6 protein-coding genes are annotated in these 7,866 nt (G+C 54.1%); 5 read left to right on the top strand and 1 reads right to left on the bottom strand.

Annotation, left to right across the window (positions count from 1 at the left end; all coding sequences use genetic code 11):
• Positions 1–156: 156 nt before the first annotated feature.
• Positions 157–534 (bottom strand): ATP-binding protein, encoded by a 378-nt coding sequence (locus BUA65_RS14270; protein ID WP_072870667.1) that lies wholly within the window; start codon positions 532–534, stop codon positions 157–159.
• Positions 535–757: 223 nt separating this feature from the next.
• On the opposite strand from BUA65_RS14270, the gene spoVV reads away from it, so the two are divergent.
• From spoVV to otsB, 5 genes are all read left to right on the top strand, one after another.
• A complete protein-coding gene (spoVV, locus tag BUA65_RS14265; protein ID WP_072870665.1) occupies positions 758–1,996 on the top strand; it encodes a dipicolinic acid transporter SpoVV in 1,239 nt (412 codons plus the stop codon).
• 157 nt (positions 1,997–2,153) lie between these two features.
• Complete coding sequence (locus BUA65_RS14260; protein WP_072870663.1) at positions 2,154–3,359, top strand: glycosyltransferase family 4 protein; 1,206 nt, start codon at positions 2,154–2,156, stop codon at positions 3,357–3,359.
• 11 nt (positions 3,360–3,370) lie between these two features.
• Positions 3,371–5,551 (top strand): amylo-alpha-1,6-glucosidase, encoded by a 2,181-nt coding sequence (locus BUA65_RS14255; RefSeq protein ID WP_072870661.1) that lies wholly within the window; start codon positions 3,371–3,373, stop codon positions 5,549–5,551.
• 16 nt (positions 5,552–5,567) lie between these two features.
• A complete protein-coding gene (locus BUA65_RS14250) occupies positions 5,568–7,031 on the top strand; it encodes an alpha,alpha-trehalose-phosphate synthase (UDP-forming) (RefSeq protein ID WP_072870659.1) in 1,464 nt (487 codons plus the stop codon).
• Between the two features lie 21 nt (positions 7,032–7,052).
• On the top strand, positions 7,053–7,829 hold the full coding sequence (gene otsB / locus BUA65_RS14245) for a trehalose-phosphatase (protein ID WP_084062505.1): 777 nt from the start codon (positions 7,053–7,055) through the stop codon (positions 7,827–7,829).
• The last annotated feature ends 37 nt before the right edge of the window (positions 7,830–7,866 follow it).

Raw genomic sequence — 7,866 nt, 5'->3', positions numbered from 1 at the left:
GCGATGGACACCCTTGCCTTTGGCTAGCAGACTCGTGCTGCCTCGCCTGCAGTGGACTTTCACCACCAAGTTAACGCCCATGCCGGGCGCACATGGAAAAAAAGATGCGACTTGCAGCAGAAGTCGCATCCTTTTTCATAACATGTCGATAGGAGTTTAACCGTGAATAAGCGGCGGCAGGCAGCGGGTGCACACCCAGAGGCTTTCGCCGCGGTGCCGGCATGGGAGCAGCGGAATACGGTCCTCGGTGTTTCCACAGAGAAAGCAAGTTTGGGTAAGGTATGTTTTTTCTTTATTCTTCAAGTGCTCTTGGACTGCCTCTTTGGAAAAGGCCGGCGCTTCCCGCTCTTCAATAGAAAGGGCGCCCACCGGACAAACGCCGATACAAAAACCAGCACCATCGCATAATTCCTCCCGAACTACCCGGGCCTTGCCATCCACAATCTGGATAGCCCCTTCGGCACAAGGGGTAACACACAGACCGCAACCGGTACATTTTTCTTCGTCTATGCGCACGATTTGACGTTTAGGCATGAAAGAAACCCCCTCTTGCTATATTACATCACTTCCTGCCATTAAAATAACCGATTTCTGTCCGCAAACACTGTGCGCTTCTTCCCCGAGCGGCTGTGACTATTCTCACATGGCCTAAGGAGTGGTCTACCGGTCTAAAAAGCCCCATATATATAAAAGGGTCGCCAAACCCCAACTGCCCCGAACGGCAGTAATCAATGCGGTGCGAAGCGGGTGACCAAAAATGCAAAAACACGGGGAAACCATGCGTCTGTTCTGGACGGCCTGTGCTCTCCTGTTTGTTTTAGGCATGATTACCCAGCCCCAAACCGTCTATGAGGGAGCGGTCTACGGCCTTGGTGCCTGGTGGAATATAGTATTCCCTTCCCTTTTACCTTTTTTCATCGTTTCCGAACTGCTCATGAATTTTGGGGTTGTGCATTTTATGGGTGCTCTTCTGGAACCAATTATGCGCCCCCTTTTTAACGTCCCTGGTGCGGGATCCTTTGTCCTGGCTATTGGTTATACCAGCGGCTACCCCATTGGAGCCATGGTTACCGCCCGTCTGCGGGCACAAAAGCTATGCACCAGAATCGAAGCGGAACGGTTAATGTCTTTTACAAACAACTCCAGCCCCCTATTCATGCTGGTGGCGGTAGCCGTAGGTATGTTTCACAACGCCTCCCTCGGTCCCCTCATTGCCGGAGCCCATTACCTAGCCAACCTTACCCTTGGCCTAGCTTTGCGTTTTTATGGCCGTCGCGACCCGGAGGTGATCCCCCGGCCTATAGCCGACAGAAATACCTGGATTTTAAAACGGGCCCTGGCCGAAATGGTCACCCGACAGCGCCAGGATAAGCGTACTTCGGGCCAGATTATTGGCGATGCCGTAAAAAATGCCATCAATAATCTTTTAAACATCGGCGGTTTTATTATTCTTTTTGCCGTGATCATTCGCCTGCTCACTCAAGCAGGTGTCATTGACTTAGTAGCCCGGGCATTAGGGCTGCTGTTGGTGCCTCTCGGCCTCTCACCGGCAGTGCTCCCGGCCCTGGCCAGCGGGCTGTTTGAAATGACCACGGGTACCAAGCTGGCTTCGGAAGCGGCTGCCCCTTTACTCCACCAGTTGATTGCCGTAGCCATGATCCTGGCCTGGAGCGGCCTGTCTATCCAGGCCCAAGCAGCCAGCATGATCGCCGGAACCGATATTCGCATGGGCACTTTTATACTGGTACGGGTAGCGCATGCCATCCTGGCCGCCTTTTATACCTATCTAATGTTTGGCCCAGCAGCAACTTTAAACCAGTCTCTCATCCAGCCTGTTTTTGCACCACTTCTTACCACGGTTCAACCCGTTTCTGTTTGGAGCGCGAGTCTTATCTCCCTGTTCCTGTTCCTTCTATCCCTGGGTATCATGATTATGCTGTCTGTGGTGCTGGTCATATTAACCCATATACGCGTCATTGTACTCCGTCCTAGATAATCTTGACATTTTTTCTGGTAACTGCTTATAATAGTCTTAAAATAAGATAGAAAATTATGGTTTGGGGGTTTTCTCCTGGCCGGATGAAGTTTTGCATTGAATACACCCGGCAGCAGGAAACCAGCCGGGGCTATTATTTTTTCAGGGAGGTGTCAGTGTGAGAATTGCTATGTTACACTGGGCTTTTCCCCCGATTATCGGCGGGGTGGAAAGCCATCTGGCCATGTTGTGTCCAGAGCTTGCCCGCTACGGTTGCCAGGTCAGCCTGCTCACCGGGTCCACCCCGGAAGGGGATGTGGACTACACCTGGCGGGGATTAAGGATCTTACGCCACAGGCTAATGGATCTGAACAGCCTGGATGCAAAACAAATGATGGACAGAAAAAATGATATTCGCCGGTTGATTGGCGATTTTATCCAACAAGTTCACCCTGACATTATCCACGCCCATAACATGCATTACTTCAGTCCGGTCCATCTTGAGGCTCTGCTGGAAGCAAAGAAGCGCTGGGGAATCCCCCTGGTACTAACGGCCCACAACGTCTGGTCCGATTCCGTCTGGGAAGAAATGTGCCGTCATGCCGCCGAATGGGATGCGGTAATTGCGGTAAGCCATTACATCAAGAAAGAACTGGCTAAAGCCGGTTTTCCTGAAGACAGGATTACCGTGGTGCACCACGGCATCGATCTGGAAAGATTTAGGCCCCCTACCGAAAAGGATCTGCAAAAGGCGCGGGAAACCTATCCAGAACTAAAAGGGAAAAGGGTGATCTTCCACCCGGCACGCATGAGTTATGATAAGGGTTGCCATATCAGCATCAGGGCCTTCAAACTTATCAAGGAACAATTTCCGGATGCCCTGCTGGTGCTGGCCGGTACGGAAAAAACCGTGGACTGGGGCAGCCGGCAGCCCGAACACGTATCAAGGATCAAACGCCTGATTACGGAACTGGAGCTGGAACGGGATATTTTTATCCGGTTCTTCTCCTGGGATGAAATACCGTTGATGTACCAGGCCGCCGAAACTTGTATTTACCCTTCCTGCTTTGAGGAGCCCTTTGGCCTGGCCATGCTGGAATCCCTGGCCACGGGTCGTCCCATGGTAGTCAGCCGGGCCGGCGGTATGCCCGAGGTAATCCAGGACGATATCAACGGCTACGTGGTGCCGATGCACGATCACAAGGCTTTAGCCGAAAGATGCTGCCATTTGCTGGCCAATCCCCAGAAGGCCCGGCAAATGGGTGAAAGAGGTCGGCAAATGGTAGAAAAAAACTTTACCTGCGAAGTCATGACAGCCCGTACACTCCAGGTTTACGGTAAAACACTGGCCTATTACCTGCGCAAGCAAAAACAAATTGCCTAGGAGGTAATGCGGTGCTTGATATCACCCACATACCGGGGTTAGCCACCCGGACGTCCTTTTCCCAGGAAGTGCTTAAAGAAGGAGAACTTTTTTTCATCTGCGGACCCGAGGGAGAAGTGTGCCATGAGTATAATGCGGGCTTGGGGCTTTATTGCCGGGACACCCGCTATCTGAGCTGTCTGGAAATGGGGCTAACGGAAGGAAATCTTTTATTCCTCTCCTCCTCCATTAAGGACAGCCACTTTGCCCAATTCGAACTTACCAACCCGGCCCTGGACCGGGGTAATCATGTGATCCCGGCAAGCACCATTCACATCCGCACCCTGCGGGTCCTGGATAACGCCCTGTTCCAACGGTTACGGCTTATAAATTTCAACCCCATGCCCGTAATGATTACCCTCCAGTTCACCCTGGGGGCCGATTTCCGGGATATTTTTGAGGTCCGGGGCTTTATCCGCAAGCAAAAGGGGGAAATTTTCACCCCGGTGTCTACCCGGGAGGGAGTTCTCTTTGGGTACCGGGGAAGGGATGACCTGTGCCGCTATACCAGTGTCTCCTTTTCCCCTTACCCCGACAGCGTGGAGGTAAACGAAGAAAAAAACCTGGCCACCGCCCGGTTCTCCCTCACCCTGCCCCCTGGACGCAAGGTTTACCTCTATATGCAGGTGAAACCTTTTATCGGCAACAAGCCCGATCCTGCCAGCACTGGAGGAAGTGGAACGGTTGCCGCGGGATTCAGCCGGGCAGTGCGCAAAACCTCTTCCCTCTACGAAAAGTGGAAAGAGCAATGTACCCAGTTTAAAAGCGATAATGTCTTTTTGAGCAACATGCTCCGGCGCAACGTGACCGACCTGTGCGCCCTGTGCACACGCTATCCCGATCTAGGCACCATTGTGCAGGCCGGCATACCCTGGTATGCGGCCCCCTTTGGGCGGGACGCCCTGATTACTTCCTGGCAGGCTTTAATTGTCAACCCCGACATTGCCCGGGATAGCCTGTACTTCCTGGCCCGCCTGCAGGGGAAAGAGGATAACCCCTGGCGGGATGAAGAACCCGGGAAAATACTCCACGAGCTTCGCCGGGGAGAGCTGGCCGCCTGCGGGGAAATCCCCCATACTCCCTATTACGGCAGCGTGGACGCCACTCCCTGGTTCATCATCCTGCTTTCCGAAACCTACCGCTGGACTGGAAACAAACAGCTGGTCCTCGATCTGGCTCCGAACCTTTTTGCGGCCGTGGAATGGTGCCGGAAATATGGGGATAGGGACGGCGACGGATTTATTGAATATGCCGTCCGTTCCCCCGCAGGGCTGACAAACCAGGGCTGGAAAGATTCCTGGGACGGGGTTATTGATCCCCGGGGCAGCCTGCCCACGGGTCCCATCGCCCTGGTAGAAGTACAGGCCTATTATTACCTGGCTTTAAAGCGGGCCGCTGAAATGGGCCGGGTACTGGGAAAGAACGACTGGGCCTGTGAGCTGGAACAGGAAGCCCTGGTCCTGCAACGCAAGTTTTTAGAAGCTTTCTGGATGGAAGATGAGGAGTACCTGGCCTTTGCCCTGGATGGTGACAAGAAACAGGTTAAAACCATTGTCTCTAACCCGGGCCACTGCCTGTTTACCGGCATTCTACCCGAAGAGCTTGCCGTAACCGTGGCCAGGCGGCTGTTGGCAAGCGACATGTATTCCGGATGGGGTATTCGCACCATGAGCAAATCCATGGGACCGTATAACCCCATGAGTTATCATAACGGTTCGGTCTGGCCCCATGACAACGCCATCATTGCTTACGGATTGCGTTGCTACCGCCAGTTTGACCTGCTGGAAAAAGTGGTCAGCGGCCTTTTTGAGGCAGCCATGTCCTTCCCATATCACCGGTTACCGGAAGTCTTTTGTGGTTTTACGAGGCGCAGAGACGGTGGGCCCGTACATTACCCCACCGCCTGTGACCCCCAGGCCTGGGCCGTAGGAACCATGCCTCTGCTCATACGCACCATGCTGGGCATCTCCTGCTGGGGCAACGAGGTGCGGGTAAGCGCTCCTCAGCTGCCTCCCTGGGTCCAGGAAATCCAGATCTGTAACCTTGCCACGGGTTGCGGCACGGTAGATCTGGAATTTACCCGTAAACAGGGTAAAGCCTATTGCGGAGTGCTGCGGGCCACAGGTAACACCCGCGTGATCATTGAAAATTAAAAAGGAGGTGGAAGTTGTGTACGGCTATGGACGTACCCCCTCACAGGTAGTTGTAATTTCCAATCGTGGAGCCTATACCTTCCAGAAGGATCACGATCAATTGATTACCAAACGCACCGTTGGAGGATTAACTTCGGCGGTAGAACCGGTTCTGACCGCCCACGGGGGAACCTGGATCTCCTGGTGCGGGCGCATTGATCATACGGGCAAAGACCGGGGCGTTAAGCTGGGCATCCCACCGGCAGAGCCACGCTATCACATCCAGGAGGTTTTTCTCTCCCCTGAAGAACATGAAAACTACTACCACGGTTTCTGCAACGCTTGTCTTTGGCCCCTGTGCCACCAACTGCCCGAACGTTGTTCCTTTGAAAGGGCTTACTGGGATGCCTACCGCCGGGTCAACCAAAAGTTCGCCCGGATTACCCTGGAAGCAAAAAAGGGGATCTACTGGATACACGATTTTCACCTTGCCCTGGTACCACAGCTTTTACGGCACAGATCACCGGGAGCTACCATTGCCTTCTTCTGGCACATTCCCTTTCCCCCGGCGGACCTTTTCCAGATCCTTCCCTGGGGGCGCCAGATTATCTACGGCCTTTTAGGCAGCGACCTGATCGCTTTCCATACCAGCCGGTACGCGCAAAATTTCCTGGACACTGTTGCGTGCTATTATCCGGCTAGGATTTACCCGGAACAGGGTCTGATTCGCCTGCGTAACCGCCGCATTCTGGTACAGGCTCTGCCGGTGGGTATCAACTACCACCGTTTCGAACAGCTGGCTGCCGATCCCGCCGTGCGTGCCCGGGCGGAGGAAATACGCAAATCCCTGGCTGCGGAAAAGGTACTTCTGGGCATAGATCGCATGGACTATACCAAAGGAATTCCCGAACGGATAAGAGCCATGGCCTACCTTTTGGAAAAGTACCCTGCATACCGTGGAAGGGTCACCCTTCTACAAATTGCCGTACCCAGCCGCAATGGTATTGGCGAATACGGAACCTTAAAGCGGGAAGTTGAACGGATAGTAGGCGAAATTAACGGACGGTACGACCAGGGGTACGGAGCCGTACCGGTGCGCTACCGTTATCAAGCCCTAGACCAGGCAGAGTTGGTAGCTCATTACCTGGCTGCCGATGTGCTACTGGTGACGGCCTTAAGGGACGGCCTTAATCTGGTGGCCAAGGAATTCGTGGCTTCGCGCATTGACGGCAAGGGAGTGTTAATCCTAAGCCCCTTTGCCGGGGCGGCCCAGGAACTTCACGGGGCACTGCTGGCCAATCCCTTTGAACCGGCCCACCTGGCAGCCAAAATCAAAATGGCCCTGGAGATGCCTTTCCAGGAACAAAAAAGCCGCCTGGAATCTTTGCGCCGCATTGTGAAAAGCCGGGATGTACGCTGGTGGTGGCAGAGCAACTTGATGCTGGTTAAAAGCCTGGGTTCCGGCCTCACCCCAGCTGCCATTAACGCCGCCAACCTCTAAGCAGGGAGGTCAGGTTCCCCGGTGTGTAAGGAACCCCCCCTAACAACCCCGGAAAAACTGGCTGCATGGATGGTCACGGCACCGCAATTGCTGCTCATGCTTGATTACGACGGTACCCTGGTGCCCATTGCCCCAAGCCCCGATCTAGCCTGGCCGAACCAGGAGCTCCTGGCTGTTCTAAAAAAATTAACCCTTTCCCCCGACCGAGCAGTAGCGGTGATCAGTGGCCGTAAACTGGCCGAACTACATAAGCTACTGCCCCTAACCGGCTTGCACCTGGTTGGTTCCCATGGGGCGGAAATACAGGAAGCCGGGGGCAAAACATACCGCCTGTTCGAGAATCGCAAGCTGGAAGAAGATATTTTAACCCTGGAAAGAATAGCCCGTGAATGCGTAGCCGGCAGCAGTGGCTTTCTAGTTGAAAATAAAGGCATATCCCTGGCCTTGCATTATCGCCTGGCGGAGCCCGAGTTGGCCCGGGGGGTGCTGGGTAGTTTTATTGAAAGAGCAGCCCCCATCATGGGCAAAGACCGGCTGGAGCTCTTACCGGGGAAAAAGGTGCTGGAAATACGCCCCCGGGAAGTTAACAAAGGCAAAGCGGTGCAGTACCTTTGCCGGAAACATGCCGGAGCACTGCCGGTTTACATCGGAGATGACCGTACCGATGAGGACGCATTTATGGCTCTCGGGGAGGGCTGCGGTATCCTGATTAGTTCCCAGCCTCGTCCCAGTGCGGCAACCGCCCGCCTACCCTCACCACGGGAGGTTTATCAAATGCTGCTCTTGCTTGCTCCATGAGAAGGTTATTTTAGCCCACTAGAGACAACTTAAGCAT

It is taken from the genome of Desulfofundulus thermosubterraneus DSM 16057, assembly GCF_900142025.1.
Classification (GTDB): domain Bacteria; phylum Bacillota; class Desulfotomaculia; order Desulfotomaculales; family Desulfovirgulaceae; genus Desulfofundulus; species Desulfofundulus thermosubterraneus.
The sequence above is the reverse complement of the archived record's forward strand: the minus strand, read 5'-3'. Positions and strand labels throughout refer to the sequence as shown.